This window comes from Borrelia sp. RT5S (genome assembly GCF_021165755.1).
In the GTDB taxonomy this organism is placed as follows: Bacteria; Spirochaetota; Spirochaetia; order Borreliales; family Borreliaceae; genus Borrelia.
The window spans coordinates 133,083-148,858 of the sequence record NZ_CP088936.1; the positions used below are offsets into that span (position 1 = coordinate 133,083).

Here is a 15,776-nt window from a genome sequence, read left to right on the forward strand (position 1 = left end):
AATTAAAAAGGTGTGCATAAAAATTTATCATTCCCCTTAATAGCCTTTATAGCCTCGCTGAAAGATAATAACAACTCTTCCTTTTTAGTTAAATCTCTCACTCTCACCTTATCCTCTCTATATTCCTCTTGACCAACAAAAACTAAAAATCTTATATCCTTATGAAGAGCATATTCAATTTGTTCCTTAATATTTTTGCCCTCTTTGTTCTTTGGATACACCTCGCAAGCAATATTATTCGACTTAGAATAATCATGCCTCCTAAACCTATCTGCAAGTTTGTAATAATAAGCTTCCAGCCCACTATCTATATTAACAATCAATACTCTAGAACTGGCTTTAGTAACAAACAATTTGATATAACTAAACTTTTCATTCTCAATCACATCTTTGATTCTATCAACCCCAAAAGAGCCCCCAACGCCTGAAACCTTTTGTAAAGAGCTAGAAAATGATGATACCAAATTATCATATCTGCCACCGCTACAAATGCTACCCATATCAATTCCTGATATCTCTGCTTCAAATACAACCCCAGTATAATAATCAAGCCCACGAACTATCTTAAGATTTAAATTAAAAGCATCTTGAATTCCTAATGAACTTAAATGCACAAAAATACCTTCAAGCCTCTTAATAGCATCATTATCGCCCAGAATGTTTTTCAAAGCCTCCAATTTTTCCCAAAAAGTTCCTTGCAAATTTATAAATTTCAAAATTAAATCAACATGCTCTTCGCTTAACTCCGTAAGCAAATTTTTCCTAACGTTTTCAATTCCAATTTTATCTAATTTATCTACATTTCTTAAAATAAAAATACTCTTGCCCTCTAGCCCCAACATGTTTACATAAGAATTTAATATTCCAACGTGAGAGAAATGTATAATAAACCTTCTATCAATACCTTCTATAAAATTTAAAAAAACCTCCTCAAGTCCACAGTAAGCAATGGATAAAATTTCAGCATCACTTTGAAAAGTATCCTCACCTATCATGTCAAAATCAAACTGCATAAATTCTCTGTATCTTCCCTTTTGCGTATTTTCACCTCTGAATACCTTTCCTATCTGAAACCTTTTAAAAGGAAACCTAAGCTTAGCTCTATTGGTAGCAATAAATCTTGCGAAAGGAACCGTCAGGTCGAAACGCATAGCAACATCTCTATCACCATTATCCTTAAACCTATAAGCTTGTTTTTCTACTTCATCTCCGCCTTTCCTGAAAAGAAATTCGGAATATTCAAGTACAGGAGTGTCTATTAAATCAAAATTATATGACATAAGAACACTATATATTTGCTTTATCACATGGGTACGGATCAAGGCTTCCTTGGGTAAATAATCCCTAAAACCTTTCAAAGTTCTAACGTTCACTATATTTAAACCTCTATTAATTTCAAATTTAATCTCATCGTAATATGATATTATAAATACGAGAAAAATTTAATATTTAAATTCTTAACAATTTAATGTTTATTATACATGAGGAGCACTAACAGCACTTAATGCGAAAAAATTCTACTAGCAAGTTAAGATTAAATATAGTTCTTATAGCCTTCTTAATAATTACAATATTATCAATATACAAGTACTTTGTTCTAATGTCTTTAAAAAACACAATTTATTTCCCTAAAAATATAGACTCTACTTCAAAAAGAGGAAGCATTTATGATAGAAACGGCAAAGTAATGGCATTCTCTTCACAATCATATTCAGTTGGTACAGACATAAGTAAAATAAAAGACATTGTAAATACATCAGAAACCCTTGGAGCAATTCTTAAGATTGAACCCGAAATACTTAAGAAAGAATTATCCGAAAAAAAAGGATTCATGTACATAAAAAGAAAAGTTCCAAGAGAAGAATCTGATTTGGTTAAAAGAATTCAATCAGAGGGTAGATTAAAAGAAATCACTCTTTATCCGGACCATACAAGAATTTATCCTTTCAGAGGATTATCGAGCAATATTACAGGATTTGTCGGCACTGATAATATTGGGCTTAACGGAATTGAATTATCTCTGAATAGCACACTAAATAAAGACCCCACCAAACAACAATCCATAAACGAAAACCTGAGTACAAACAACATATACTTAACAATAGACATGGACTTACAAAGGAATGTAAATCAAATAACTAAAAAATACTTTAAAGAAAATAATCCTGAAAGTATGCTTGCTATAATAATGGACGCAAAGAATGGAGATATTATATCTATGCTTCAATTTCCACAATATGATGCTAACTATTATTCAAAATATCCTAAAGATATATGGAATAATTTTGCCACTTCTTTGACTTATGAACCTGGCAGTATTAACAAAATTTTTACAGTTGCAATTATATTGGACAGTGGCCGCCTAAATTTAAATGAAAAATTCTTAGATAACGGAATATATCAAAAAAAATTTAAATCCGGAGAATTAATTACAATAAAAACCTTAAATCCTCCTTATGATTACATTGATTCTAGTGGAATTTTAATCCATTCATCGAATGTGGGGATAGCTCACATTACAGACAAAGTAAATAATGAATATTTCTACACAAAACTCCTTGATTTCGGTTTTGGAGAGAAAGTTGGATTTCCCTTTCCTGGAGAGACAAAAGGACTGCTAAAGCATCACTCTAAATGGTCAGGAAGAAGCAAACCCACAATAGGATTCGGACAAGAAATAGGGGTTTCAGCAATTCAAATACTGCAAGCCGCCAGCGTACTAAGCAACAATGGAATCATGATAAAACCCAAAATCATAAAAAAAATTAGTAATGAAACGGAAAATACGATTCAAGAATTTCAAAAAGAAGAAGTCAGAAAAGTAATATCCAGCCGTACAGCAAAAGAGGTTTTAAAAATGATGAGAGAAGTTGTAAATAAAGGGGGAATACCAAAACTTAAGATAAAAAATCTAAATATCTCAGCAAAAAGTGGCACCTCACAAGTTATTGACAAAACTACGGGAAAATATTCAGAAGAAGATTATACATCGTCAATATTAGTCATATATCCCACAGAAGAGCCCCAATACATCATATACATTGTGTATAGATACCCTAAAAAAATAATATATGGAACAAGAATTGCTGCACCGATGGCAAAAGAAATAATAGAATTAATTGAACATCGCAATAATAAAGACAAACATAACAAAATTAAACTACCCTCAAAAATTAGCTTGCCAAAGGCTACAATAAAATATAAAAAAACAGAATACATGCCAGACCTTACAGGAATCTCTAAAAGAGATTTAATGGAAATACTAAAAGACTACACAAACATAAAAATTAATACAAAAGGAAACGGATTCGTATACAAACAATCACACCCCCCTAGCACGAAACTAGAAGACATAGATACTCTGGAAATAAAGCTCAGGTAAACTTAAGAAAACAAATTCTTTATCTCATTCCTATAAAAATTTAAAATATAGTTACGCTTAATATCCATCTTAATCGACATCTCTTTACCCACCTCAAAAGGCTTCTCTAAAAGAGTAAATTTTAATATCTGCTCAAAAGACTTAAACCCATTGGCTTTGCTGATAAGTTTTCTTATCTCGTCATTAATAGCCTTGAGGACGACATTATTAGCAATAATCTGACTCCTGTTATCACGGTCAAGTATTTTCTGCCCCATATTCTCTAAATATTTATTTATCTCTTCAAAGTTAGGAAGAATCAATGCCCCCAGAAATTTTTGATCCTGCCCCACCACAACAGCCTTTTCTATCAACAAAGACTCTTCAAGTTTAACTTCAATTGGCGCAGGCTCGATATTCTCTCCATTATTTAAAACAATCGTATCCTTCTCTCTCCCAATAACTTGAACAACATTATCCTTTGATAACCTAACAATATCTCCCGTATTTAAAAATCCATCAGGACCAATAACCTGCCTTGTGGTCTCCTCGTCCTGATAATACCCAAGCATGATCTGAGGTCCCTTAACAAATAAAATACCCTTCCCCGGCTTCCTAAGTTTATTGCCATCCTCATCCCTAATCTCAGCAATAGTCCCAGGTAGGATCTTACCACAGGTTCCAAGTATAGTTCTTCCCTGCTCATTAGAAGCAACACCAGGGGCCGCCTCCGTTAACCCATAAGCATTAGCAAGCTCAATCCCGATTGAATTAAAAAATCTTACAACAGACAAAGCCATACTACCACCTCCGGTAATACCTACAACAAAACTACTACCCAAAACCTTCCTTATCTTCTTAAAGATAACTGAATCACCCAACATCCTAAGAGGAAACAACACAACTAAACCCAACACCCCTAATACCTTCTTTATAGGCATTAATAAATCGAATCCATTATCAGGATATAGCCCCCTAACCATCCGATAACAAATATCATTCAAACAGGCCACACTAACGAAAAACCCAAACAATAATCTAGCTAAGAAAGACTTCTTTGCCACCTCTTTGTAAATATTCTGTCTTATAGCAATCCAAAGCCTAGGCACAGCAGCAATATAATGAGGATTAATATTCCTAATATCATCAAGCATATTCCTTGGCACGATACTTGAAAATAAACAAACCATACCTTTAAGAAAAATATTGTAAGAAAATGATCTTTGAAACGAATGCCAAATCGGCAAAATACACATAAATATCTGACCTTCGCTAGTATTAGCCATCCGACTAAAGCTAGACACCTGATAAAGAAGATTAGAATGCGAAAGCACCACTCCCTTAGGGCTTCCCGTAGTACCAGAAGTGTATATTATAGTGGCCATGTCATGATTATTAATGCCACCTAAAGCCTTAATAATCTCATCATCTCTCCTCCCCCTATCCCCAATCGAAATACACTCCCTGTAAGAGTAAACCTTAAAGTCACCAAACCTTTCCCTGTCTTCATCCGATAAGTCATCAATAACAACAATAATAGGCTTTACCTGAAACTTAATCTGGGAAACCAAACTAAGTAAATTTAGACTCTCAACTATCACTACTCTAGACAGAACAGAATTAACAATCACCTCCGCCTCAAGAAGCGTAACATCAGCCCCTTTAGGCACATCCACAGCACCCAAAGACAAAATCGCAAAATCTACAACGGTCCACTCACTTCTATTCTCGGAACAAATAAACACCTTATCCTGATATCCCAAGCCCACTCCCTTCAAAAAAGAAGCAAACCTTAAAACATCATCTTTTAAATCCTTGTAAGTAGCCCTCAAATAGCTCTTGCCGCTCCTATATATCTGAGCAACCCCATCACCACGCCTATCGGCAACTTCAAAAAATGACCTTACTATTGACATACAATCTCACTCAACACCTAGGGTGTTATGCTCTAATTATACCATTTTAAATCAATAAATTGTAACTCCATTCTTCAACAACATCCCGCACCCTGGAATGATATCACATAAAACAACTATTACCAACAATGAATGATAAAAACACTAAATTAACAAAATTAGAAGATATCGCTCTTCTGACTCCATACATCATAAAACGTACCAAGATATCAAACACCCATAACAAAGAATCTAATCCCCTCTGTAGGATATTCTTTATCCAAACTCTCCACAACATTTTTTAACCTTTCTATAACAATTAAATTGCCAGTATAGACTATAAGAATAAAATTTTCTTCAGGCCAAACTCCGTTAGCCTGTTTTTCACCCTTTCTTCCTTTGCCATGGACATTATATATCTTAGAATAGTATATAGACTCACCCAACTCTTTTTCTATCCCATGAATACGTTCGTGAAGATCGTGCTCTAAAGATAAGTTAGAAATTATTTCTACTCTACACATATAAAACCCCCACTAATCATCATCCTCTTCAATAAAGAGGTTATTAACCTTATCATCATGCTTAACATAACCAACATTATTCCTCAAAGAACTCTTATTGGATAATTTTAATAACTTTGAAAAGATGAAATTTTTTACAGAGATTTTGGAAAAAATCTCAAAAACCATAGGAATAAAAAGTAAAGTAAGAAACGTACTGGCTGTCATTCCGCCTATAAAAGTAATAGCAATAGGCTTTACAAGAACACCGCCACTAGTATCTGAGAATGCAAGAGGAATAAGACCTATGATTGATGTTAAAGCAGACATTAAAACAGGCCTAAACCTAGACCTACCACCTTCAAGTACTGCTTCTTCAAGCTTAAAGCCCCTCTTAACTAATAAATTAATATAATCTATTAAAACAATACCTGTATTAACAACAACTCCAACAAGCATAAGCATACCAATACCTGTGAAAACAGAAATAGTTTCTCTTGTTATAAGGTGAATAAGCACAACACCCACTACAGTTAATGGAATTGTAAAAAAAATAATAAATGGCTTTAAAAGAGATTCAAATTGAGATGCCATTATGCCAAATACAAGCAAGATAGCCATAAAAATTACGGCCTTGAATTGTTCCATATTTTTAGTAAATGCGTCATATTCCCCTTTAAAATCAACCAATACACCGTCTCTTTGGGGAAATTTATTAGTCACAAAATCTGTTACCCTTGATGTGATTAAAGCTAAATTCTCACCTGGAGGAATACCTGCTTTAAGACGAACTACTGGAGATTGATCTTCTCTAGAAATAACTCCAACTCCCTTTGTTTTTCTAAACTTAGCTACTGAAGAGAGAGGAATTTTAACTCCTAATGTATTTTTAATAAATATCTTATCCAAATCTTTCAAATTAGTAATGTCACGCCTATCAAGCCTGAGTAAAATATCATAATTTAAGCCGCTCTCCGTGTATTTACCTGCAGAAATACCATCAATATTAGCCTTAATCTCTCTGGAAAGAGCACTCATATTAATTCCATAAGAATAAACCCTGTCTCTATCTATATCCACACTAATTTGGTTTTCTTCTTCCTTTACATTAAGTCTAATATTTACAAGGTTAGGGAATTCTCTCTTTAAAGCACTGACCAACAAATTCCCATAATCCCTTGCGGCCTCAAAATCAGAAGCAATAATCCTAATGTCAATAGGAGAGCCCCCAAAAAATCCACCCCCTCCCGAAGAAGCTTTAGTGCTCAAATAAGGATAAAGCTCTGCAATTCGCTCGTAAACTCTATATTGAAGAATTTCCGGTTCCGCAACAATTTTCTCACCTCTCTCCGCCTCTGAAAACAATCTAACTTGAAACATCACTTCACTTGAATACACTTGAGTAACAATACTTTTGTAAACTTTAATTTCGTCTTTTATAACTTCTAAAAATTTACCCGCATAAAATTTTGCACTTTCCAAATTTATCTTATCCGGAAACTGAAAGGAAAAATTAATGGAAGGTGACGTAACGCTAGGCCCAGAAGATACATTTAAAACCAAAAAAGAACATAAACTTAAAAAAAAACTAAAAATAATAATTAATGAAAAAATTACTTTGTGAGCCAAAACATACTTTAGTAATTTAACGTAAAAAACTTCTCCAACATAATAAATTCCATAAAAAAAATCATCAACTCTTTTAATAAATCTATTTTTGATGGGTTTTTGAAAAGTAGTGTAGAGTCCTACATAGTGAGTCGCAAGAACAGGAACTAAAAAAATTGCAACAAATAAAGAAGTTGCTAAAGATATAACGATAGTAAAGGCAAAATCCCTAACTAGATCGGCAATAAATCCTAACTCAGATCTAAAAACAAGAACGGGGGCAAACACACAAATTGATGTTAAAGTCGAGGATACAATCGGAAGCATCATTTCTTGAGCCCCAAGAATCGCAGATGGAATAAGCTTTGTCCCCTTTTGTCTATACTTGTATATATTATCTATTACAGAGATAGAACAATCAACAAGCATACCAACGCCCAAAGCAAGCCCCGAAAGACTTAACAAGTTAAGTGAAACATTTGCAAAATACATTAGACAAAAGGTAATAATTACAGCCAATGGTATTGAAATTCCAATAATAATTGTCGCCCTAAAACTTCTTAAGAAGAAAAAAATAATAAATATTGCAAGCATTGCTCCATAATAAGCTGAATCTGTGACAGAAGAAATAGACTCTTTAATAAATTCAGATGTATCTGATACAAGATCTAAGGATATATCTCTTGGAAGCGAAGGCTTGATTTTATCAATTTCTGCATTAACTACATTTGAAACTGCAATAGGACTTGCATCGCTATGTTTCTGCACACTTAACACAATAGAGGGTTTACCATTATAGTAACTGTAATCTGCTAGCTCCTTAAAAGCACTCTTAATTGTTGCAATATCTTTAAGCTTAACCTGAACAGGAGATATATTGTCTGTAGAATGGTTACTAGGGTTCCTATAAGAAACAACCACATTCTCCAAATCGTTAATTGAAGCAAATTTTGCAGTTACTTGTGTAAGGTACTCCAACCCGTTATCTATCATATTGCCAACCGACAATTCAAAGTTTTGAGAAGAAATTGACGCTGCTATCTCTGACAAGGTCAACCCATATGCCTCCAGTTTGTTTTGAGAAATTTCAATTAAAATATTCCTATCACTCCCGCCTAAAACCTCAACGAGGCCAACCCCATTAAGACTTTCTAATCTAGACTTGACAATACTAACAGCATATTTTCTAAGCTCTGAGACGGACCTATCTGAATAGATAACAAAAGTCAATACTGGTATATCACCCGAACGAAATCTCATAATCTTAGGTGAGCTAGCCTCTTTAGGTAAAAGATCTTTGAAGGATTCCAATACATCTCTTATCTCATTTAAAGCTAAATCCAAATTAGATCCATGATGAAATTTAATAAAAATATTGCTTGCTCCCTTAGAGGATGAACTGTCTATTTTCTCCACATTCTTTACAGAAGCAAGACCACTCTCAAGAACGCTAGACACTCTCTCCTCAACTTCTTTCGGAGAAGCCCCAGGATAGGATGTATAAATAGTGATTACACTATTTTCAATTGCCGGTAACAAATCTACCTTTAGCCTTGTAAAGGTGTAAACACTGACCATAGTTATTAATGAAAACAATATTAACATGGTTATTGGCTTGTCAACAACCTTCTTTACCAGCATACCTTTCTCCAATAAAAATTACACATTGTCTTCACTCGCAAGCCCTTCTCTAATCTCTGCTATATTTACATAGGCCCCATCGGAAAGAGCCGACATACCTTCAATCACAATTAAATCATCTTCATTAATCCCATCCCTAACAGACACGATATTATCTACTTCAAATCCCATTAGAGGGAACAACATCTGAACTGTTTTAGCATCTTCACTTATCCTGAATACAAATCGCCTACCTTCTCGCTCCACAACAGCACTACTTGGAATTTTTATTACATTTTTTAAGTGACTAGTGACAATTTTTACCTTTGCAAACATCCCAACAATCATTTTTTTTGTATTCTTCCCCACAGGATCAAGATATACTTCAGCTGCACGACTCTTAACATCAAGCACAGGCGACACTTCCGAAATTCTTGCTACAAACTTTTCACCAGGATAAGATTCAATCTCAACAACTGCATTATTACCAGGCTTAACATCTAGGATATACCTCTCAGATACATAAGCCCTAATCTGAGTTGTATCTATTCTACCTATTAAAGCAATACTTGTTTGAGGCCCAACTGTCTCACCAATTTTGCGATTAACAGTTAAAACATACCCAGAAATTGGTGCTTTTACTGGACTCTTTAAATAAAGAGCTCCTGGTTTTGATGGATCAAGCATTGCAATCACTTGTCCTTTCTGCACATAAGTTCCAAGCCTCACATTAAGAGTTGTTATTTTACCTGCAGTATCTGGAAATACATCTGCCTTAACCTTGGTATCTATATCTCCATTTAAAGCAATATAATCACTTAAAGTCCCTTTCCTAGCTCTCATGGCAATAACTGGGAATTTATAAGGATCATCAACGCCCTTTCCCATCGCCCCTTCTTGAACTTCTTTCCCAGAGCTCCTGTTACATGAGCAAAGAAACAACACACTTAAGCAAAATAAACAATACCTAACGCTAAACATAATATTCAAAATTAAATTCATAAAATATTCCTATCAATCCAATGCATTTATCAAATCTTTGTATTCAAGGATTGCATTCGCATAATTTAGTTTATCTCTTACAAACTGTAAATCGCTCTTTTTATAAGAAACTTCAATGTCATTTAATTTTAAAAGATCTATTCCACCTGAATTAAACGCATCAAACGCCATCTGATAATTTTTCCTAGATAATTCCAAATTCATCTTTGAGGCATCTAGGATAGATTTATATCTTCTAACATCTTTACGTTTATGCACAACACTAGACTTAAATTTACGAATTTCATTTGAAACTTGATTTTTCAAAATTTCTAATTGATAATCCTTATCCCATATATTTGTAAAATTTCCTGAAAATGGCATCATTCCCGTTAAATTATATTTCAGCCCCAATGAGGCAGTAAATCCATTCTTTGAAAAACCACCCAAACTGCCATTAAAAGGAATAGTAGCAGAATAAGAGACCCCTAAAGAAAAACTCGGCAGAAAAGTATCTAACCAAATAGAATCAAGAGATTTTTGAATGCTACTAGAAGAATTATTTAATGCCCTGACGTCTGGCAACTCATTCACATCTATGACTTCACTAAGTAAAGAAAAATCCAGCACCTCGTCTGACAATTCTCCTACAGTCTCAAAATCCTGCAAAACATCCAACCCTATTAGCATCTTGAATGCTTCTTTTAATTTTTCAAAATTAATAATTTGCTCATCTAAAGCAGGTTGAGACTTGTCATACTTAAGCTTAGCATCAAGATAGTCTAATTCAGATAAAAGCCCGTTATTATATGCAATCCTAGCTTGCTCAAATTTGAGCTTGCTATTCTTAAGCTGACTTTCTAAAACTTCCAAAGCAATTTTTAAAGCTATCAACTCATTATACATCTTAAGCACACCCAATCTAATACCCTTAACAGCCTTCTCTCTATCTATTCTAGCCCTTTCATAGTCAAGAATAGTCAATTGAAGTCTTTTGAAAACGGACGGAATTAACGCAAGATCAGCAGAAGCTCCAAGCCCCACTCCCCAATGATCTTTTTCCTCTGCATTAGGAATAGAAGAACCTGACCTTGAAAGCCCCGCATTAACACCCAAATTCGGTATGAAAACATTCCAAGAATTATCTTTATATAATTTTTTGATCTTCTCTCTATACTCGGCGCTCCTAGCATCTAGACTACTCTCCAAAGCCATACGAACAGCTTCTTCAGGAGCTATTTGAATGGTTTCTGCATAAGACGAAAACACTAAAACAAAAACCAATATCAATTTTTTAATATTCTCCCCCTAAGACACAAAGGCACATTCAAACTATATTAATTACACTACTCGGGTTCTTAGTGTCATGGATAAATCATAACATAGTATAATTTCAAACATGAACATCCTAAAAAAATTACTTCTAATACCCAACCTGACATTCATATTACTAGTCCTAGCATACCAAAAAACTTTTTCCAAAATTGTTGGGTTTCATTGCATATACGAGAATAGCTGCTCAAATTATGCCTTAGAATGCTTAAGAAAACACAACATTGTAACAGCGCTAATTTTAATCACGCTAAGACTACTGAGGTGTAATTCATTGTTTAAAGGAGGATACGAATCACTGTCAACCGAAAAGCCGATACTAAACTCGTTAAGGGAGTTTAAAAAAAGACTAATCAAATAAATTTTTATACCCCTCCGGCACCCAATTCTTAACAAGTTCCCTGTTATTATCGACAAATTCAATCGCATTCCTATATTCACGTCCAGGTTCCTTATAGTTCTTATCTATTAAAGGCAACAACAAACTATCATCCCAATAAAAGTTGTCAAATAAATAAAATACGTCAGGATCATACTCTTTAAGTCCAAACCTAACAAGAGTATGAACGCTTTCAGATCCACCCATTGACGCTAAGGGATCCTCTAAGAATTTAACATCATACCTGGCAAATGCCCAATGGGGTTTCCACAAAGGAACTACAATCCATTCATTCTTCTTAATAGCAGCTTCCAAACTTGCAAGCATAACGGTCTCGCTTGAAGGAATAAGTTCATATTCCTTCTCTAATTCGTAAAGCCTAAGAGTTTCCTCTACAGAAAGTTGAGTACCCGCCCCAGCATCTATTCCTACTATCTTGTTTTTAAACCCAGCTCCCCTTCCCTTAAGCTCAGCAATACTAGAAATTGTAACGTAACTTGGCACCACAAACCCCTGCAACGTTCCTTCATAGTTAGCGCCAAGATCAATAAACTTATCTTTAAGCTTTTCATAATAAAATTTATCGGCTGTTGGGAGCCAAGCAGAAACCATTCCGTCTACCTGACCCATCGCCAAATATTGATACATCACAGATGTTGTAACGGGAAATATTTCAACTTTGTAACCCATTCTCTCTAAAACTACTTTAACAACATTAGTAGCGGCTGTTTCCCCTATCCAATTAACATATGCAATTTTGACTGTTTTTGTATCTTCAGATACATCACCCTTATCGCAAGAAAACAGAGAAAAAATAAGAACCGGTAAAATAATGCTAGCTGGCTTCATCATCACAAACCTCCAACCACTCTCACAAACAAATATTGCTTGTTGTAGTACTACTTATTATACATTTCTAAAAATCTCTTAAATTTATTTTCTTTCTTAACTCCGTAATTATCAGTATTTAAATAGCTAAATTTAATAAAAATAGTTTGCATAATTCTATCCAGAATAATAGCTATCACAACGACAGCTAACCCCGATATTAAACCTTCTCCAAAATTTAACCTTTCAACAGAATATATAACAGTCCTCCCAAGGCCTGATGATCCAACCATCGCTGCAATAACTATCATAGATATAGCCATCATTATTGACTGATTAATTCCCTCTATTATGCTCTGAAGAGCCAATGGCAGCTGTATTTGAAAAAGAATACGGAAATTACTACTCCCAAAAGATTTTGCAGCCTCAACTACCTCTCCCGGCACCTGAACAATCCCTAGTCTTGTATACCTAATAACTGGAGGCATTGCAAAAATTATTGTAGCAAAAATAGCCGAAGAGGTTCCCATCCCAAAAAAGGGTATGGCCGGTATTAAATAAATAAACGGAGGCATTGCTTGCATTAAATCCAATATGGGCTTTAAGAATACATAAAATTTGGAATAATAGCCGCCTAAAATACCTACTGGAATCCCCAAAATTACCGAAAATAACACAGATACAAAAATAATCGATATAGTATCCATTGAAACTTCCCAAAGATTGAAGTACAAAATGAAACAAAACCCCAACATAATCAATAAAGCCAATCTTTTCTTTAAAAAGAAAACACTGAAAACACAAATAATAACAATAAAAAAAATAGGATTAATGAAAATAAATAATTTCTTTAAATTTTCGTAAAATAAAAGAACAACCCTTGAAAACCCTATACCACTAGAATTCGCAAAATTGTCAACCAAAAAGTTAAAAAATTCATCTATAGTAGACACTACAAAATCTCTGTCCATAAGCCCTATCTTGATAACAAAGTGGCAATTTCTCCCAAATCAATATATCCAACAATACCGTCTTGATCATCCGTTATTATCAAATAATTTAATTTATTCAAATACTGCACAACCCTCTTTATCTCATCATCCAACCCTAATCTTAAAGAAACAAGATTACTAAACCTTACTTTGCTAGCTGTGTTGTACAAACTAAACCCATCGCCACTCCTTTCAATGATAACATTAAATCCACTAGAACTCATGTTAAGAGAAAAATCTACCTTAATAATATCTTTAATCTTTAAAATGTTTAAAACAGGAAGATTTTTAATAAAATTAGCTATAAAGTCCGTACTAGGATTTGCTAATATTTCTAGAGGCTTTCCTATTTGAATAATTTCTCCATCTTTCATAAAAGCTATCCTGTTGCCCAACTTAAAAGCCTCAATTAAATCGTGAGTAATAAATACAACTGTCTTCTTTAATTTATCTACCAACCTTAAAAGCTCATCTTGCATTTCCCCTCGGATTAGAGGATCAAGAGCCGAGAAAGCCTCATCCATTAAAAGTATATCTGGATCGACCACCAAAGCACGTGCTATTCCTACCCTTTGTTTCATTCCACCTGAAAGTTCGTTTATATATTTATACCGAGCATCCTCAAGCCCCACAAGTCTTAACACATCGAGAGCTTTCTGTATTCTAATTTTTTTGTTAACCCCCTTAACTTCAAGTCCATAAGTCACGTTTCTTAAAACATTCATATGTGGGAAAAGTCCAAAATTCTGAAACACCATAGCAAATTTATCCTTCCTTAACGTAGAAAGATCTTTTTGATTAATATCATTCATCTCAATATTGTCTACCAAAATAGATCCGGAATCTAGTTTATGTATACCATTTAGACATCTAACAAAAGTAGACTTACCACAACCCGACATCCCCATAATAACTAAAATTTCATTTTCATAAACATCAAGACTAATATTAGCATTCGCAATAAAAATGGAAGATTCCTTATAGATTTCCGTTCTATCTTTACCCGCCTCATAGTCGTTTATCGCCTTAACTATTTGCCTTTTATTACCACTATAAGAAAATGTTTTATAAAGGTTCCTGACTCTAACGCTAGCCTTGTACAAAGCGAACTCCTAATTAAAACATCGCAAGCAAAACATACTAACATAAACTAATGCTAAAACATCATTATAATTTTCTTGATGTAAGCAAAAATAAAGGGTCTTTTAAAAGACCCTTTATACTTAAAAATCAAATTTATCTAAGAAGTGACAACACATACTGCGGAACTTGATTTGCTTGCGCTATCATAGCCATAGCAGACTGTGTCAAAATACTATTAGTTGTAGATGAAACGACCTCATCTGTCATAGTAGCGTCTTTAATTTGAGCATAAGAAGCCTTTAAATTTTCAATAGAGTACTCCGTACTATTCTTAATAGACTCAAGTCTATTTTGGAAAGCACCAAGATTAGCTCTCTGATCGCTTACCATCCTAATAGCATTCTCAATCTTAGCAAGTGACATGTTAGCATCAACAGTAGTTGTAACATTAATCGGAGAATTAACCCCACCCTGTGTCGGTGCTGCCACCGCCGCCGGTGCCTCTGCTCCACCTTCCTGTTGATTCCCTGCTTGAGCTGGAGCCTGCTGAGCACCCTCTCCCGCAAAAAGATTAGGAACATTAGCCGCATAAATATTAACAGCAATAGCCTCATCCTGATTTGCACCAACATGCACCCTCAAAGTCCATGAAGCCTGAGCCCCAGACAATGAAGCAGGTGTATTAATCTTAGCAGGTTGCATACCAAGCTCCTCAGCTGTTCTTACGTTTTGAGCAGCAGATTTGTTTGATAACATGTGCATCTGGTTATATTGAGATTGATCAGCAATTCTATTAATCTCATCTGTAAGTTGTTCAATTTCAATCTGAATAGACCCCCTGTCCGCATCTGAATAAGTACCATTACCAGATTGAACCGCAAGTTCCTTCATTCTTACCAACACCTTCTCTACTTCATTCAAATTTCCTTCTGTTGTTTGAACAAAGTTTATGGCCTTTGAAGTATTTCTAGATGCCTGAGACAATCCTCTAATTTGAGCATTAATTTTCCCAGCAACACCCATACCAGCAGCATCGTCAGACGCACGATTAATTCTATACCCACTAGAAAGTTTCTCCTGAGTCTTGCTAAGATTAGCAGCATTAATACCATTATTTCTTGAAGCATTAATAGCTGAAGTGTTATGATTTATAATCATATAATGTTCCTCCTTGATTCATAACGCATTTTCGGC

At 34.4% G+C, this 15,776-nt stretch carries 12 protein-coding genes; 2 read left to right on the plus strand and 10 right to left on the minus strand.

Going from position 1 to position 15,776, the window contains the following annotated elements:
- Nucleotides 1-2: 2 nt before the first annotated feature.
- Nucleotides 3-1,373, minus strand: coding sequence for a histidine--tRNA ligase (gene hisS / locus LSO06_RS00675; protein ID WP_231760176.1), 1,371 nt, complete (start codon nt 1,371-1,373; stop codon nt 3-5).
- A 131-nt stretch (nt 1,374-1,504) separates the two neighbouring features.
- Here hisS and LSO06_RS00680 point away from each other — a divergent pair, with 131 nt between their 5' ends.
- Entirely contained in the window at nt 1,505-3,382 is a 1,878-nt protein-coding gene (locus tag LSO06_RS00680; protein WP_231760177.1) for a penicillin-binding protein, read from the plus strand.
- A 2-nt stretch (nt 3,383-3,384) separates the two neighbouring features.
- Here LSO06_RS00680 and LSO06_RS00685 read toward each other — a convergent pair whose 3' ends face one another.
- The 5 genes from LSO06_RS00685 to LSO06_RS00705 form a co-directional block, all read right to left on the minus strand.
- Entirely contained in the window at nt 3,385-5,277 is a 1,893-nt protein-coding gene (locus LSO06_RS00685; RefSeq protein WP_231760178.1) for an AMP-binding protein, read from the minus strand.
- A 209-nt stretch (nt 5,278-5,486) separates the two neighbouring features.
- Entirely contained in the window at nt 5,487-5,780 is a 294-nt protein-coding gene (locus LSO06_RS00690) for a PG0541 family transporter-associated protein (RefSeq protein ID WP_231760179.1), read from the minus strand.
- Between the two features lie 12 nt (nt 5,781-5,792).
- Nucleotides 5,793-9,008, minus strand: a complete 3,216-nt coding sequence (locus LSO06_RS00695; RefSeq protein WP_231760180.1) for an efflux RND transporter permease subunit — start codon at nt 9,006-9,008, stop codon at nt 5,793-5,795.
- Nucleotides 9,009-9,026: 18 nt separating this feature from the next.
- Nucleotides 9,027-9,989: an efflux RND transporter periplasmic adaptor subunit gene (locus tag LSO06_RS00700; protein ID WP_231760181.1), complete on the minus strand. Its 963-nt coding sequence runs from the start codon at nt 9,987-9,989 to the stop codon at nt 9,027-9,029.
- A 12-nt stretch (nt 9,990-10,001) separates the two neighbouring features.
- Nucleotides 10,002-11,183: a TolC family protein gene (locus LSO06_RS00705; RefSeq protein ID WP_476375331.1), complete on the minus strand. Its 1,182-nt coding sequence runs from the start codon at nt 11,181-11,183 to the stop codon at nt 10,002-10,004.
- 184 nt (nt 11,184-11,367) lie between these two features.
- Here LSO06_RS00705 and yidD point away from each other — a divergent pair, with 184 nt between their 5' ends.
- Nucleotides 11,368-11,661, plus strand: coding sequence for a membrane protein insertion efficiency factor YidD (yidD, locus tag LSO06_RS00710; RefSeq protein ID WP_231760182.1), 294 nt, complete (start codon nt 11,368-11,370; stop codon nt 11,659-11,661).
- Here yidD and LSO06_RS00715 read toward each other — a convergent pair.
- From LSO06_RS00715 to LSO06_RS00730, 4 genes are all read right to left on the minus strand, one after another.
- Complete coding sequence (locus LSO06_RS00715) at nt 11,650-12,531, minus strand: glycine betaine ABC transporter substrate-binding protein (protein WP_370639779.1); 882 nt, start codon at nt 12,529-12,531, stop codon at nt 11,650-11,652. The two genes, yidD and LSO06_RS00715, sit on opposite strands and share 12 nt — an antisense overlap.
- A 47-nt stretch (nt 12,532-12,578) precedes the next feature.
- Nucleotides 12,579-13,478: an ABC transporter permease gene (locus tag LSO06_RS00720; RefSeq protein WP_231760183.1), complete on the minus strand. Its 900-nt coding sequence runs from the start codon at nt 13,476-13,478 to the stop codon at nt 12,579-12,581.
- 5 nt (nt 13,479-13,483) lie between these two features.
- Entirely contained in the window at nt 13,484-14,602 is a 1,119-nt protein-coding gene (locus LSO06_RS00725; RefSeq protein WP_231760184.1) for an ATP-binding cassette domain-containing protein, read from the minus strand.
- Nucleotides 14,603-14,735: 133 nt separating this feature from the next.
- Entirely contained in the window at nt 14,736-15,740 is a 1,005-nt protein-coding gene (locus tag LSO06_RS00730; protein WP_231760185.1) for a flagellin N-terminal helical domain-containing protein, read from the minus strand.
- Nucleotides 15,741-15,776 lie beyond the last annotated feature (36 nt).

Bases quoted from the DNA above. Each gene is read 5' to 3' on its own strand.
- LSO06_RS00685 (WP_231760178.1), bottom strand. From the start codon at position 5,277: ATGTCAATAGTAAGGTCATTTTTTGAAGTTGCCGATAGGCGTGGTGAT.
- LSO06_RS00690 (WP_231760179.1), bottom strand. From the start codon at position 5,780: ATGTGTAGAGTAGAAATAATTTCTAACTTATCTTTAGAGCACGATCTT.
- LSO06_RS00730 (WP_231760185.1), bottom strand. From the start codon at position 15,740: ATGATTATAAATCATAACACTTCAGCTATTAATGCTTCAAGAAATAAT.
- LSO06_RS00720 (WP_231760183.1), bottom strand. From the start codon at position 13,478: ATGGACAGAGATTTTGTAGTGTCTACTATAGATGAATTTTTTAACTTT.
- yidD (WP_231760182.1), top strand. From the start codon at position 11,368: ATGAACATCCTAAAAAAATTACTTCTAATACCCAACCTGACATTCATA.
- LSO06_RS00705 (WP_476375331.1), bottom strand. From the start codon at position 11,183: ATGGCTTTGGAGAGTAGTCTAGATGCTAGGAGCGCCGAGTATAGAGAG.
- LSO06_RS00700 (WP_231760181.1), bottom strand. From the start codon at position 9,989: ATGAATTTAATTTTGAATATTATGTTTAGCGTTAGGTATTGTTTATTT.
- LSO06_RS00715 (WP_370639779.1), bottom strand. From the start codon at position 12,531: ATGATGAAGCCAGCTAGCATTATTTTACCGGTTCTTATTTTTTCTCTG.
- LSO06_RS00680 (WP_231760177.1), top strand. From the start codon at position 1,505: ATGCGAAAAAATTCTACTAGCAAGTTAAGATTAAATATAGTTCTTATA.
- LSO06_RS00695 (WP_231760180.1), bottom strand. From the start codon at position 9,008: ATGCTGGTAAAGAAGGTTGTTGACAAGCCAATAACCATGTTAATATTG.